Genomic DNA, 13309 nt, shown 5'->3' with positions numbered 1-13309 from the left:
TCCCGAACTCAGAAGTGAAACCTCTTAGCGCTGATGGTAGTGTGGGGTTACCCATGTGAGAGTAAGTCATCGCCAGCTCATTATTCGAAACACCCCCTGACTAGTCCAGGGGGTGTTTTTTTATGTGCGGGAAAAAGGGAAAAGAAGAAAAGAAGAATAGAATAGGAAAATGAATAAGTTAAAGTGACGAATAAATGAATATTTCTGCCTCAAATATAAATTTAATAGTCTTTAATATTTCTATAAAGTTTATTGATCCGCTGAAATAATTGATTGCGTTGCAGCTTTAAGCATATATAAGACTTGGCCTAATAAAATGTCCTTATCAGTCAATGCCACAATAATCATGGGATGATTTTGTGCAGCAACAGATGCAAGTATCGCTTTTCCATTTTCGGCATCTAAGGTTATATTTTGACAACCGACCAAATGAATTTCTTTAATAAATGCTGACACCATTGCAAGGATAGAGCTGCTAACCGCTGCTAACTTGCTATTGTTATATTGCCCACGTTTGTAAACACTCGTCAGCTCAAATCCATCTGTTGAACACACCATAATGAAATGAATCCCGCGTGCATTGTTAATAATATTATTTATTTGTTCACGGGCATGTTGTATTAACTCATTCGAAGCGGTGCGTTTTGTGACATTAAACATTAATAGCTCCTTATGCGGTAATGTAGTGATTTACTTCGATTGAGGTAATTAAAGCTTCAAGTAGCAGTAAAACGTCAGATTTTTTGCGACAGTCAATAAAGAATAGGGGCGAATATAAGTCCTGACTAATCAGCCAATCTTTGTAGATAGCAGTATTCGTTGAACTTGTGATTTCGTCTGTATGGGTAATTCCAATGGCTATGTTATCTGTATAGTTTTGGAAGGTTTCTAAATAGCTTTCGAGTTCACTTAGGGGATCATTAACATTATGATCAATCAAAATAATTGCACCGATTGCGCCTTGACAAATCACAGGCCAAATAAAATCAAAACGACTTTGTCCAGGGGTACCATATAAACCTATTTTTAAGCCATCTTCTAAGGTCACTTCTCCGTAGTCGATACCTACTGTGGTTTCAAGTTTTTGATGGCTGGTTTGATCTGTATTAAACGCCTCGGTCAGTAGAACTGGGATATCAGAAAGTGAACGGATCGCTTCAGTTTTTCCAGCACCCATAGAACCAGCAAAGACAATTTTATATTGCTGAAGAATCATGTTTGATGTCCTATTCTAAAATCCAAATTTACGGCGTAATTTACGAAAGAAGTTTTGCACAAAGTTCTTTTCTTCTGTTGGTTCATGTGTTTCAGGTGGGGTGTAATGTTTATCCCAAAGATTTATTTTTTTAATATTCAGTGATGCCATATTCGCAGCAATGAACTGTCGAACGGTGCTGAGGGGTATATCATATTGTTCTGCGATCGCTGATATCTTTGCGCCCTGGATAAAGCATGCAGAAAGTTGAAAAATTTGTTTATGAGATAAATGTTCAGTAGGTTTTGGCCAGCTTAAAATTCGAAAATGACCATCTTCAGGAACTGTTTGGTAAAAATTCGGAGTTTGCCAAAATAGATTCCATATCCAGTCTTGAAGGATGACGGGGTGCTTTCGACTTACATGGGTCATATCTTCAATTGATGCGAAATCATATTTAAAACTAGCATCTGTGTGTTGAAGTTGACGCTCGAGGTTGAGCCAAGCTATATTTTGCGCGGTATCGATTACCGCTATTGTACCTAGATCATCATATAGGTGTAATTTTTCATGGTTATCTTCTGCATACATTTTTTTGAAGTAATCATCTTCCAAATTAAAATCGCTAAAGCTTTGAGTTTGACATTTTTGTGCATGCTCTATGGATTCATTAAGGCGATTATGGCTGACGAGATGTTTATCAATCCATTGATTGAGCTCTTGATTATCATCCACGGGTAGGAACAGCGTATTATTTCTGACACGCCCAGATTGTTGGTAGTCTTTCGAGATCTTGAGCCAAGGTAAAGCGCGGCGTGTTAATATTTTTTGAATTCCTTCGGTGTCAAAAAAACGCTCATGAATAAATAAGCAATCGAGATTCACATCAGATGCACTTTTCCATTGGATATTAAAGTGCTGTGGAAAAATTGCGTAAAGCTGATGTTTGAGTTGATCTGAATCATGAATACTTAATCCAGCAATGCCGATATTGATATATTGCTTATTCATGGTGTTCCTCGACTAATTTTATTCAAATCTGTAAAACATTTTGGGAATAAAAAACCCTCTTATTGGCATAAGAGGGTTGGGTGAAATTAAGCAAAATCTAAATTTTTTTCATAAGTTTTTAATTCGTGTCGAGCCATGGCTAGGTTTGCTTTGGCACGATCAAGTACTAAATATAAGAATACGGATTCATTATTTTCCAGTGGACGAATCAAGTGATACTGCTTTCCTAAGGTAATTAAAATATCGACAATGTGATCATCTAAATTGAGTGACTGAGCAACACGTCTTTTGGAGCGAACCACTTCAGTATTTCCAGCAGCTGCTAATTCTAAATCAATATCTCCACCGCCTTGTGTCGCCATAGCTAGGCCACTTTCACCGTCTACCAGTGCCGCTGCATGAAAACCGTCGATTGTTGTGAGTGATTCTAATGAAACTTTAGCCATTTTTATGCCCCTCTTTTAGGTTATACATGATTATTATTTGTAGATATTTAGGTAATTAAACTAGCGTTTTTAACTACATAATTTAATTATAGGAAGCGTATGGGGCTTTGCAATAAAATTAATTTTTTGCTTTAAAAGGATAATATTTTCTAAATATAGCGTTAAGTTTTAGGATTTAAAAAATGTGATTTAATTTGCTATATATATTTTTTATGTATTTTAGAACTTTATTTTTGATATAAAATTTACCAAAAATTCAAATGTAATATTTTGTAAATGGTGTGACAAAACTCAATTTTTGCAGAATAAAGCTGAGTGATTTACATAAAGAAAACAAAAAGTGATCTAAAGGCGTGTAATTTAGAATATTGGATTTAAAAAAACCTACTTAAGAAGCAGGTCATTGTTTTAGACAAATGAAGCCACTTAAGAAAAAATATTACAAGCTGCAGATGCCAGAATCCATAAAATCACCACTGCAACGATAGGCTCTACAATTTTTGACCAAGTTGGCACTTGTACTTCAGTTGTCACATCTTCTTGAGTATGTTGTTGATTAACCATTTGATTGAACTCCTTCATTGATGCTTCTAATGATATCTCTTCTTGCAGATTGGGTTTAGAACCAAGAAGCTCTGTTAGGTTGTTTGTTGACCAAACCCAATCATCCGCTTGACCAGAAAGGTGTTCAATTTGTCCATTGAGTAATTCTTGAATGCTTTGTGGTGAGTGTGAGCCGGTATCATGAAGTTGCTTTAATTCATTTAATTGTAAATGAAAAATTTCAGTTGTTAGGTGTTCAAGTTCAGAGCGTTCTAATATTGATGCATTCGATGAATTGGTGGTCAGATGGCGTGAAACTTCTTGAATATAGAGTTCATCAGGATGAGTAATTTCTTGATAAACCTTTTGAACATTATTGCGGAGCTGATGAATCAATTCACCTAAAGTTAATGCATTAATTTCACGTATATGTTGACGTTTTTCTTCACGATTTAAATGACTTAAAAGCGTAGGCTTTTGAGATTCTATTTGTTCGACAAAATATTGTACTAAATCAAAAGCCATTATTCGCTTCCTTATTCTTTAATCGAGCAACCTTAAACCTGGTTTTTTCTTCGGCTGCTCTTGTTGTTCTTGGTCGTTTGATTTTAAAGCATTTTGATCATTCTGAATACCTTCATATTCTTGAGGATCGAAGAACATGCCTTGACCATTTTCACGTGCATAGATACCTAGAACAGCAGAAAAGGGGATATAGAGGTTTTGCGAAACGCCACCAAAGCGTGCAGAGAAAGTAATCGTCTCATTGCTCATGTGTAGCGCATGCGTTGCATGAGGTGCGATATTCAGGACAATTTGGCCATCTTGGATATATTGAACTGGCACCATCGTACCATTCTGTGTCGCATCAACAAGTAGGTACGGTGTAAGTTGATTGTCACAAATCCATTCATAAAGTGCCCGTGTTAAGTATGGACGCGTTGGAGTGAGTTGTAGTTCTTGTTCAGACATAATGCTTACTCGAATATTAATGGGAAATTAATTTTTTGCTAAAAGCTCGCTATAGCGATTTTTTTCCTGCAATGTCATCGATTTGATAAATGCAGGACGGCTAAAGATGCGTTGGCAATAGAGAAATATAGGGCGGCATTGCTGTTTGGGAAGCTCAATCCCCATGGCTTTTAGGCGCAGAAATACAGGTGCGAGCATACAGTCTAACATGCTAAATTGTTCAGACATAAAATAAGGATAATGCTGAAACAAGGGGGTAAGTGAAATAAGTGTATCACGTAATTGTTTTTGTGCTTTTTGCTTGGCTTTTTCATCGAGGGTATCGGGATGGCGAAGCATAATATCGGCAAGTCTTAACCAATCTTGTTCGAAGCGCCATACATATTGACGTTGCTCTGCACGAGGCATGGGTGCATCTGCATACAGTTTATTTTGACGATATCGGTCATCCAGATATTCGGCAATAATACTGCTGTTATAGAGTTTTAGGCCATTTTCAATCATCATCGGAAGTTGATTGTAGGGATTTAAACTCGCAAGATCTTCGTCTTCATCATCAGCAATAATTAAATTATGTTTGATTTGCTTCTCTGCAAGTACATAGCGTATCCAGTGTGAGCGAAAGTCATCCGCATGACTGTAAAGCGTAATCCCTTGGAGAGGTGCATTTTCGACTGACATAATCCGAGACGATGAGAAATGAATAAGATAGGATACTAAAATTAGACAGTAAAATCACGGAGACTTTAGCAATATCAATGCAGCTACAGTGAAAATTACAGTTTTGTTTTATTTGATTTTATCTGATAGCTTTTCATGTCATTCATTTACCTGATCGTCACCGCATGATGACCATTGTACTTGTACAAAAATTATTATTTTTAGCTGCTGTTATTTTTATGGGCATTGGCTTTTATACGGCACTCGCTGGAGGTTATGTCTCTGATTATGGAGCAGAGGATGATAGCCCAGAACAAAAAAGCAAAATAACCATCTCTACAATTACACTAACATTGTCGGTTATATGCTTAATTGCGAGTTTGAGTCTCTTTGTTTATCGGATCGTTATTCTATTTGCATCATCTTCATAAAAATTAAGACATAAAAAAACCTTGGCATAAGCCAAGGTTTTTTGTCCGATTCGGTAAACGAATTAACGTTTAGAGAATTGAGGACGTTTACGAGCTTTACGTAAACCAAGTTTCTTACGTTCAACTTCACGAGCATCACGAGTAACGAAACCAGCTTGACGAAGAGCAGGTTTAAGAGTTTCGTCAGAAGCGATCAATGCACGAGTAATACCGTGACGGATAGCGCCTGCTTGACCACCGATACCACCACCAGCAACAGTGATGTAAAGGTCATATTTTTCAGTAGCTTCTAAAAGCTCAAGTGGTTGATTAACAACCATACGAGCAGTTTCACGACCGAAATATTGTTCTAAAGAACGGTTGTTGATTACGAGTTTACCAGTACCAGCTGATAGGAAAACACGTGCAGTTGCGGTCTTACGGCGACCTGTACCATAGTTAGTAGCCATGTGCTGTATCCCTTAGATGTCCAAAACTTGTGGCTGTTGAGCAGTATGTGGATGCTCAGTACCAGCGTACACTTTCATTTTCTTGATCATTGCATAACCAAGAGGACCTTTTGGCAACATGCCTTTTACAGCACGTTCGAAGATTTCTTCTGGTTTGTGAGCAACTAATTTTTCGAAATTAGTTTCACGAATACCACCAGGGAAACCAGTGTGGCGATAATATTTCTTATCAAGTGATTTTTTACCAGTCACTTGAACTTGCTCAGCATTGATAACAACGATGTAGTCACCAGTGTCAACGTGAGGAGTATAAGAAGTTTTGTGCTTACCGCGTAAACGACGAGCGATTTCAGTCGCAAGGCGACCTAAAGTTTTGCCAGAAGCATCAACAACGTACCAGTCGTGTTGAACTTCAGCTGGCTTAGCGCTGAGAGTTTTCATTAAACCACTACCTATTATAGTTGGTTTGGACTATGGAAGCTGTCCAAACAAAAGGAGACGCGATTCTATACGAATACGTGAAGAATCACAAATGAAAATATAAAATTTCAAGCGCTGTATTGTAGTATATTTCTTCAGCAATAAACAGCAGATAATCCAGAAATTATAAAAAAAGCGGATGAAAGTAAATCATGTCGAATTCTAATCTGTTAAAAAACACATCTGAACCCTCATTTTGGCGGCAATGGTTGCAATTAATGGGCTTATGTAGCGCCTTGGTTTTAAGCCCAACTTTTTTGTATTTGGTGTATTTGCACGGGGCGGATGGTGCGATCATCGTTTTGTTAATGATGCTCACTTTATTTTTCCTTAGTTATTTATTGGTTTATCTGTTGATTGGATTATTGCTTCTGGGCGGTATGTTTTTTTGGCTGATAACGAACTACCCGCAGCATGTACCGGCCGTTCAGCGCGGCATTGTAATTCTTATTGCACTGATTTGGATCATAGGCATTTCAGGTTTTGCTTTCGATTTCATTCCATACAATGTCGCACAACGCGCTTATTTTTGAGTTTTAGTCCGATATTTTTAGTCAATAAAATTAGGTCTGTCATGTGCATCACACAGTATAATAATGCTATTGCACACACAGGATAGACCCATGCTGCCTTTATATATCACGAGCGGTGAACCCGCAGGTATCGGACCTGATATTTGTTTGAGCTTAGCCAATCGAATAGATGAAAGGCCACTTGTGGTTCTTATTGATAAAGATTTGCTGCTCAAGCGTGCTCAACAGTTAAAGCTCGAAGTTGAACTGATTGACTATGTTGGGCAGGAGGGTTCGGCAGCTCTAGGTCAGCTTTATGTGGAACATGTACCTGTAACTACACCTGTTATTGCAGGTCAGTTAGATGTGAATAATGCAGCCTATGTGTTGGAACAATTACGTCGTTCTGCAGATTATGCGATGTCTGGCAAAAGTGTAGGTGTTGCAACTGCACCTGTGCAAAAGTCGATTATTAATGATGCCGGTATCTATTTCAGCGGACATACGGAGTTTTATCAAGAATTTGCAGGCGTTGATCGTGTCGTGATGATGCTTGCGACCAAAACGCTCCGTGTCGCATTGGCAACTACACATTTACCGCTTCGTGATGTAGCCGATGCCATTACTCAAGAACGTTTGCATCAAGTCATTGATATTGTAATTCATGATTTAAAAACCAAATTTAAAAAAGATCATCCGCATATTTTAGTCTGCGGTTTAAATCCGCATGCGGGTGAAGATGGTTATTTGGGCATGGAGGAGATTGAAGTGATCAATCCGGTGCTAGAGCGTTATCGCGCTCAAGGGGTGAATATGAGCCTGAGCTTACCTGCTGATACCTTATTTACCCCTGAAAATTTCAAAGATGCCGATGCGGTTTTGGCGATGTATCACGATCAGGGCTTGCCTGTGTTAAAGTCGCAGGGCTTTGGCGAAGCCATCAATATCACTTTGGGCTTACCGTTTATTCGGACTTCAGTGGATCACGGCACAGCACTGTCACTGGCTGGAACTGGTCTTGCTAAAAGTTCGAGTTTACAGGTGGCGGTTGATTTGGCTTTAGAATTAGCACGTGCGAAAAATAACGAAACTTAATAATAAAGGTTTGAATTTTATATGAATAATAGTAAAAAATTATCAAAAATAAAACAGGAAAATATCAAGATGCTTAGGGCGAAATCGATCATTCGCCCATTTTTTGGGATTGCGTTAGCGTTGATGCTGTCAGCATGTTCAACGCTCGCTACAGATCATCATTCTTTTGAATTAAAAGTATTATCGCTGCAAATTCCAAAACAGACGGAAGGATTTATACGTTTTGCATTACCGGGTGCTGTGGATGGCTTTAAACATAATCAGCAAAAATTTAATCAAGCGCTGACCGCGGTGCATAAAAAATATGCGAATCGTGATGGTGCTGATAAAATGCTTCAAGATGGACAGGCAATCAATGCTAATATTGATCTGCTTGTACAGCATCAAAATAGCCTGAGTGCGCTATATGAATATCAACTTCTTGTAAGTGAAACCATTCCAGGTATTCAAGCTGAATATAACCTTCTGGCTGATATGATGGTTAGAGCAAACAATTCAGCAATGCAAGCAATTATTGCTAAAAATCAAGTCTTTATTGCGGGACGGGTGTTGGATTCTTTGCTGAATTTAACTGATGTGAATTCTATTCATCCAGACGATTTAGATGACTTTTTAGCAGATTTTGAAACTTTCAATCTTTATTTGAAGGCTCAACTGAGTGGTAATCCTGAACTGGGTGTAGAGCGCGTAAACAATGCTGAAATGCGCGAAAGTTTGCTCTCCATTGAGGCTGAAACTGAAGAAATGATGAAATCTGAAACAATGGCTTTGTTGCAACAAAGAGAGCCATTGCTCAGTGTAATTAAAGCGGCTCGGGATAATGTGACCAAGTCCGAAGAAATTTTTGCTCGCTTGAGTGAATTTGAATCAAGTCAGTAATCGTTGTAATAAACCTATGCGGAGAATTTTATGTATCAAATTAATGCCCTAAACCCAAAAGATGAAGGGCATCACACGCGTAAGCGGTTTGGACAGAATTTCTTACATGATCAACGTGTTATTGCCAAAATTGTACGTTCGGTAAATCCGCGTACTGGTGACAATATTGTCGAAATTGGTCCCGGTCTTGCTGCGCTTACATCGCCTTTAATTGGTGAATGTGATGCTCTAACTGTAGTTGAGCTGGACCGTGACTTAGCCGCAGGTTTGCCGGGCCGTGTGCCGCATCCTGAGCGCTTGACCATTGTTGAAACCGACGCGCTGAAATATGACTTTACCGAGCTGTTTGCCGAAGGCCGTCCTCTGCGCGTGGTTGGCAACTTGCCGTATAACATCTCGACTCCGCTGCTGTTCCATCTCTTGGAGTTTGGCGACAAAGTCAAAGACATGCACTTCATGCTGCAAAAAGAAGTCGTGGACCGTATTACCGCTTCACCGAATACTAAAGAATACGGCCGTTTATCGGTGATGATCCAATACTTCTGTAAACCGACGTTTTTATTTGAAGTGCCGCCGGGTTCGTTTAATCCGCCGCCAAAAGTCACCTCTGCGGTATTCCGTTTAGAGCCTTATGCCGTTAAACCGATTGTGGCGAAAAATGAAAAAGCGCTTGCGCGTTTGGTTTCACATGTCTTTACTCAACGCCGTAAGACGTTACGCAACAGCTTAAAAGGCATGTTGGTTGAAGATGGTTTTGAAAATGCAGGGGTTGATCCAATGGCGCGTCCTGAAACCCTAACACTTGCAGAATTTGTCGCATTAGCAGATCAAATGGTGGCTTAAATAATTATGACTCGCAATATTCGCTATAACTATGTCATTGGTGATGTTCAAGGCTGTTTTGAAGCATTAAAAGCTTTACTGAAAGAGATAAAGTTTGATGCAGACCAAGATTTTATATGGTTTGCCGGTGATCTCGTCGCACGGGGTGAAAACTCGATAGGCGCTTTGCGGTTCATCAAAAAATTAGTGGATAGTGAAGTTGCGGCGACGGTACTGGGCAATCATGATCTGACTTTGCTGGCATGCGCTCGCGGTATTAAGGATATCAATCCTAAAGACAATATCGATGATGTGATTCACGCTTTAGAAAGTGATGATTTGATTGATTGGTTACGCAAGCAGCCGCTGTGTCTATTTCCGAATGAGCAAACCATTTTGACTCATGCGGGTATTCCTTTGAATTGGACTGCGCAGCAAACCGCTGATTTGGCAAAAGAAGTGGAAGCGGTGATTGGTCATGACGACTTTGATGTGGTCGATGCGTTTCTTCAAGTGATGTACGGTAAAGAGCCGAACCTATGGTCGGATGATTTGTCTGGTCATGCGCGCTTACGTTGTATTACCAACTATTTGACCCGCATGCGCTTAACCGATGCAGAAGGTCGTTTAGAGTTCAGTTTTAAAGACTCACTCGATGACCCTATGCCGAAGGGTTTTCAACCATGGTTTGAGTTTGAGTCACAAGCAGCGCAGACCCATCAAATTCTTTTTGGTCATTGGGCCGCTTTACAAGGAAAAAGCATTTCAGCAAAAATCCAAAATGTGGATGGCGGATGTGTTTGGGGCAATCAGTTGATGGCCTATCGTTTAGAAGATCAGCACATGTTTGCGGTCGATAATCCTGTGATGTAAGTATTTAAAAATAAAAAAGCCGCATTGATGCGGCTTTTTTATTGGTGTGAGGATTAGTCTAAACGAATCCAAGTTTGGTTACGACCTAAGACTGAAACGCCAATACTTGCACGGATCGAAATACGTTTTCCTGTGTTGTTTAAGCGCACTTTAGCATCATAAACTTTGCCAGAAAGAGGGTCGATAATACGACCTTTTTCATAATTATTTGTATTATTAATCTGCTTTAAACCTTTAACAATTTCCATGCCGAGAATCGGTTGGTTGGTATAAGGCGCAGGGCACTTATTACAGTTTTTTTGTGGTGTATAGCCAGGACGTGGTGTAATTTTAATAATTTTACCGGTATAGGTATTATTGGATTCTTTGTGAATCGAAATAATCGCTTTGGCCGCTCCTGTTTTATCGTCAATTTGTTGCCACGTGCCAGTAATGTCATTTGCAAATGCGACATTCATCAATCCGAATGTGCAAAGGCTGAATAATATTTTTTTAAACATAATCGCTTTTCCCCTAGAAGCGTGATTTATGAGCACGTATGTTAGAAAGTTTACGAGAATAGTCAACTTTATTTTTAAAATAATTTGAATATCTTAGGCATAAAAAAACCGCCATGGCGGCGGTTTTTATAACATTGAACTTATTCTTGGCGAATCCAAGTTTGGCTACGACCGAGTGCTGATACACCCATATAGCCACGCAGCGTGAGACGTTTTCCGCTGGCATTTAAGCGAACTTTTGTGTCGTAAATTTTGCCAGAAAGTGGGTCAATAATACGGCCTTTGTCGTAATTATTGGTCCCTTCAATATGTTTTAAACCAGTTAACACATCAAGGCCTAAAATCGGTTTGTTTTTATAAGGTGCAGGGCAGTTTACGCAGGTGTCACGTGGCGTATAACCCGGACGCGGCGTCACTTTAATGATTTTACCCACGAATGTTCCATTACTTTCTTTACGGATTTCAATAATGGCTTTTTGTGAACCTGTTTTATCATCAATTTGTTGCCAAGTCCCTGAAAGGTCTTGAGCAAAAGCTGAACCACTCATTACAGCAGCTAAGAATAAGAGGCTCACTTTTAATTTTTTCATCAGATATTCCCTGTAGGTGGTTCACCTATATCAAATCAATTAACTGAATAAATTCAAAATTTATTCAGCGCGAATCCATGTCTGTGTACGACCAATCGCGGAAATCCCCAGATATCCACGTAAATGTAAGCGCTTACCATTGGCAGAAATTTTGCCTTTTAAGCTGTAAATTTTGCCTGCTAAAGGATCAATAATTTTTCCTTGAGAGTAGGTATTTTCACTTTCAAGTTTCAGCCCCTTAAATACATCCATCCCTAAAATAGGCTGGTTGGTATAAGGTGCAGGGCAATTCACACATTTTTCCTTTGGTGTATAACCCGGACGTGGCGTCACTTTCACAATTTTGCCGGTATAGGTGTCTTTGGCATCTTTTCGAATTTCGATCAGTGCTTTAGGCGAACCGGTTTTATCGTCAATTTGTTGCCAAGTCCCTGTAAGATCTTGAGCATAAAGTGCAGAGCTTGTTACTACAGCACCGAATAATGCAGCCCATTTCAAACTTTTTTCGATCATATTAATAATCCTTTATCAATACACTTTGTGAGGGTTTATTGATCATACTAGGTAATATCTGAACTTAGAGCAACTACTCTAAGCATAAATATTTACATTTTATTCGGGAAAGTTGACATGTTGCACAAAAGTGCCTTTACCAAAAATGTAACATCCACAGCACATCGTTCAATGTGTTGTGGTGTACCCTAGAATTTATATTAAGTTTATTTTTTATACAAAACAATCATTTAAAAGTGATTGCTCAGTCACATATTTTGTAGATAGAGTATGAAAGTTGGCAACCAGATTGCTGTGAATACTGCATTTACCGCCATGCCAAATGCCGCATAGCGCCCAGCAATGCTGCCGCGCTGCCAAGCTTGAGCTGTGCCAATCGCATGTGCAGCAAGTCCTAAGGCGAGTCCTGATGCACGTTCATCATGAATATTTTTGAGTATGATGGGTGAAAATGCTGCGCCAATCACCCCTGATAAAATCACAATCAAAATCACCAAAGGAATCGGGGAATGCAGCAGCGTGGCAATGTTGATGGCAATAGGGGTGGTCACTGCCCGTGTAGCAAAAGCCATAATGGTTGGATCAGACAAATGCAATAAATAAGCCAGCCCCATAGGGAGGGCAACGGCACTGATACTGGCAAAGACTAAAATCCCGCCCACGGCTTTTAATGGCAAGTCATCGTAGCGCATCGCTGCTAAAGGAATGGCCAAGGCCACTGTGACATAGCCGAGTAAGTTATTGAACAGTGGATTCACGTGTGCCATATAACTTTCATAGGAAATGCCAAAAAGATAGAGCATACCAATGACGAAAAACATCCCAATCACAATCACGGGGATTTGCGGTAATTTTTTATTAATAGGTTTTGCGACAAGATAGGCGATCAGGGTAATGATGAATCCAGAGATGATTGAAAGCATGTTGATTCTCCTATAGCCATTTCTTAGACATTTTTGCGTAGACCCATAGCGGTATGAGGGTACTGACAAAGAGAACAATCAAAAACATCGGAATTTCATCGCCTAAATGCATCATCATTAGCAATGAGCCTGCACTAATGGGTAGGAAGGCAAAGGCACTTTCTTTCATGATTTTATTATTGGTATCGACCAAACTGGCTGGAATTTTGTTGAATTTTCTCCAAAATGAAAGCACGATCAAGAGGCTAATCAAACCGACTAGATTGCCTAATTCTGGGTGATTGAATTGCTTCATGACCCAGACCGCGCCTTCACGGAAAATAATAATTAATGCAATAGTGCCTATCCAGGCTTTCCAGTCGATGCGCTTGATCCAGTCCATTTTTGTCTTTCGTTAAAATTATACTAATCAAGT

Annotated in this window: 20 protein-coding genes; 6 read left to right on the top strand and 14 right to left on the bottom strand. The window is 39.4% G+C overall.

Going from position 1 to position 13309, the window contains the following annotated elements; genetic code table 11:
• Positions 1-249: 249 nt before the first annotated feature.
• The 7 genes from FTV27_RS05905 to FTV27_RS05875 form a co-directional block, all read right to left on the bottom strand.
• Complete coding sequence (locus tag FTV27_RS05905; RefSeq protein ID WP_180077487.1) at positions 250-660, bottom strand: roadblock/LC7 domain-containing protein; 411 nt, start codon at positions 658-660, stop codon at positions 250-252.
• Positions 661-670: 10 nt separating this feature from the next.
• Positions 671-1216: an ATP/GTP-binding protein gene (locus FTV27_RS05900; protein WP_078190122.1), complete on the bottom strand. Its 546-nt coding sequence runs from the start codon at positions 1214-1216 to the stop codon at positions 671-673.
• A 15-nt stretch (positions 1217-1231) separates the two neighbouring features.
• Complete coding sequence (locus FTV27_RS05895) at positions 1232-2206, bottom strand: hypothetical protein (protein ID WP_180077485.1); 975 nt, start codon at positions 2204-2206, stop codon at positions 1232-1234.
• Positions 2207-2292: 86 nt separating this feature from the next.
• On the bottom strand, positions 2293-2652 hold the full coding sequence (locus tag FTV27_RS05890; protein ID WP_180022868.1) for a roadblock/LC7 domain-containing protein: 360 nt from the start codon (positions 2650-2652) through the stop codon (positions 2293-2295).
• 426 nt (positions 2653-3078) lie between these two features.
• On the bottom strand, positions 3079-3720 hold the full coding sequence (locus FTV27_RS05885; protein ID WP_180077483.1) for a hypothetical protein: 642 nt from the start codon (positions 3718-3720) through the stop codon (positions 3079-3081).
• Positions 3721-3738: 18 nt separating this feature from the next.
• Positions 3739-4167 carry a ClpXP protease specificity-enhancing factor gene (locus tag FTV27_RS05880; RefSeq protein WP_078194278.1) on the bottom strand — a complete coding sequence of 143 codons (429 nt, stop codon included), beginning with the start codon at positions 4165-4167 and terminating at the stop codon, positions 3739-3741.
• A gap of 27 nt (positions 4168-4194) precedes the next feature.
• Complete coding sequence (locus FTV27_RS05875; protein ID WP_111884994.1) at positions 4195-4848, bottom strand: glutathione S-transferase N-terminal domain-containing protein; 654 nt, start codon at positions 4846-4848, stop codon at positions 4195-4197.
• 164 nt (positions 4849-5012) lie between these two features.
• On the opposite strand from FTV27_RS05875, the gene FTV27_RS05870 reads away from it, so the two are divergent.
• Positions 5013-5258 (top strand): hypothetical protein, encoded by a 246-nt coding sequence (locus FTV27_RS05870; protein ID WP_180077481.1) that lies wholly within the window; start codon positions 5013-5015, stop codon positions 5256-5258.
• Between the two features lie 62 nt (positions 5259-5320).
• On the opposite strand, the gene rpsI is transcribed toward FTV27_RS05870, so the two are convergent.
• Entirely contained in the window at positions 5321-5707 is a 387-nt protein-coding gene (rpsI, locus tag FTV27_RS05865) for a 30S ribosomal protein S9 (RefSeq protein ID WP_078190115.1), read from the bottom strand.
• A 12-nt stretch (positions 5708-5719) separates the two neighbouring features.
• A complete protein-coding gene (gene rplM, locus FTV27_RS05860; protein ID WP_004722943.1) occupies positions 5720-6148 on the bottom strand; it encodes a 50S ribosomal protein L13 in 429 nt (142 codons plus the stop codon).
• A 191-nt stretch (positions 6149-6339) separates the two neighbouring features.
• On the opposite strand from rplM, the gene FTV27_RS05855 reads away from it, so the two are divergent.
• The 5 genes from FTV27_RS05855 to FTV27_RS05835 all read left to right on the top strand — a co-directional run bounded on the left by FTV27_RS05855 (position 6340) and on the right by FTV27_RS05835 (position 10368).
• Complete coding sequence (locus FTV27_RS05855) at positions 6340-6720, top strand: hypothetical protein (RefSeq protein WP_180077479.1); 381 nt, start codon at positions 6340-6342, stop codon at positions 6718-6720.
• Positions 6721-6810: 90 nt separating this feature from the next.
• Positions 6811-7794, top strand: a complete 984-nt coding sequence (pdxA, locus tag FTV27_RS05850; protein WP_180077477.1) for a 4-hydroxythreonine-4-phosphate dehydrogenase PdxA — start codon at positions 6811-6813, stop codon at positions 7792-7794.
• 21 nt (positions 7795-7815) lie between these two features.
• Positions 7816-8673, top strand: coding sequence for a pilus assembly protein PilJ (locus FTV27_RS05845; RefSeq protein ID WP_180077476.1), 858 nt, complete (start codon positions 7816-7818; stop codon positions 8671-8673).
• 30 nt (positions 8674-8703) lie between these two features.
• Positions 8704-9516 carry a 16S rRNA (adenine(1518)-N(6)/adenine(1519)-N(6))-dimethyltransferase RsmA gene (gene rsmA, locus FTV27_RS05840; RefSeq protein WP_180024991.1) on the top strand — a complete coding sequence of 271 codons (813 nt, stop codon included), beginning with the start codon at positions 8704-8706 and terminating at the stop codon, positions 9514-9516.
• 6 nt (positions 9517-9522) lie between these two features.
• Complete coding sequence (locus tag FTV27_RS05835) at positions 9523-10368, top strand: symmetrical bis(5'-nucleosyl)-tetraphosphatase (protein WP_180024992.1); 846 nt, start codon at positions 9523-9525, stop codon at positions 10366-10368.
• 53 nt (positions 10369-10421) lie between these two features.
• On the opposite strand, the gene FTV27_RS05830 is transcribed toward FTV27_RS05835, so the two are convergent.
• The 5 genes from FTV27_RS05830 to FTV27_RS05810 form a co-directional block, all read right to left on the bottom strand.
• Positions 10422-10868: a DUF2147 domain-containing protein gene (locus tag FTV27_RS05830; RefSeq protein WP_180077474.1), complete on the bottom strand. Its 447-nt coding sequence runs from the start codon at positions 10866-10868 to the stop codon at positions 10422-10424.
• 140 nt (positions 10869-11008) lie between these two features.
• Positions 11009-11458 carry a DUF2147 domain-containing protein gene (locus tag FTV27_RS05825; protein ID WP_180024994.1) on the bottom strand — a complete coding sequence of 150 codons (450 nt, stop codon included), beginning with the start codon at positions 11456-11458 and terminating at the stop codon, positions 11009-11011.
• Between the two features lie 60 nt (positions 11459-11518).
• On the bottom strand, positions 11519-11971 hold the full coding sequence (locus tag FTV27_RS05820) for a DUF2147 domain-containing protein (RefSeq protein WP_111884999.1): 453 nt from the start codon (positions 11969-11971) through the stop codon (positions 11519-11521).
• Between the two features lie 248 nt (positions 11972-12219).
• Positions 12220-12894 carry an LrgB family protein gene (locus tag FTV27_RS05815; protein ID WP_180077471.1) on the bottom strand — a complete coding sequence of 225 codons (675 nt, stop codon included), beginning with the start codon at positions 12892-12894 and terminating at the stop codon, positions 12220-12222.
• 10 nt (positions 12895-12904) lie between these two features.
• Positions 12905-13276: a hypothetical protein gene (locus FTV27_RS05810; protein ID WP_078190105.1), complete on the bottom strand. Its 372-nt coding sequence runs from the start codon at positions 13274-13276 to the stop codon at positions 12905-12907.
• Positions 13277-13309: the final 33 nt, after the last annotated feature.

The sequence above is a fragment of the Acinetobacter sp. YH12251 genome (assembly GCF_013417465.1).
GTDB lineage: Bacteria > Pseudomonadota > Gammaproteobacteria > Pseudomonadales > Moraxellaceae > Acinetobacter > Acinetobacter amyesii.
Note: the sequence above shows the minus strand (reverse complement) of the source record. Positions and strands in the feature narration are given on the sequence as shown.